At 31.8% G+C, this 503-nt stretch carries 1 protein-coding gene; it reads right to left on the bottom strand.

Annotated features, from left to right (window positions below):
• Positions 1 to 503 (bottom strand): AAA family ATPase (locus tag ACTHUR_RS18835; RefSeq protein ID WP_440400298.1); only part of this gene is annotated, 503 nt, incomplete at both ends.

Genomic DNA, 503 nt, shown 5'->3' with positions numbered 1-503 from the left:
ATATCTATTAGCCTACGTTGAATTTTGGGGTGTAAGCTAGCCTCTATTTCATCAATTAAAATTAATGATTTTTCTGATGCCTCTATAATCTCTCTTAATAATCTAATTAAAGATTCTTCGCCTGAGGCAGCATTAAAACTAGAATATAACCCTTGATAGCAAAAAGTGTCCTTATCTTGATGAGAAAATTGGGTTGTTATAGTAAAATTAGTTTCTAAAATATGCGATAAGCACATCGTTAGTTTTGCATCTACAGCACTGTTGCTGGGATTTTTTCGTAGAATAGCCTTTCCAAAATTACGAGCAGGTAATAGTCTAGATAGGTCTATATATCTAACTTCCCTATTTTTAATTTGTCCTTCTTTTTTTGCTACCCCAGACCATTTTTTCGTAAACTGATTTCGCTTTCCACTCTTTGTTTGGATTTTGCCACCAATTTTATATTCAATGGAATATTTGTAATCATCATTTTGGCAATCATTTACTGTGAATTTCATAAAATC

It is taken from the genome of Neisseria sp. P0021.S007 (genome assembly GCF_051956855.1).
Note: the sequence above shows the minus strand (reverse complement) of the source record. Positions and strands in the feature narration are given on the sequence as shown.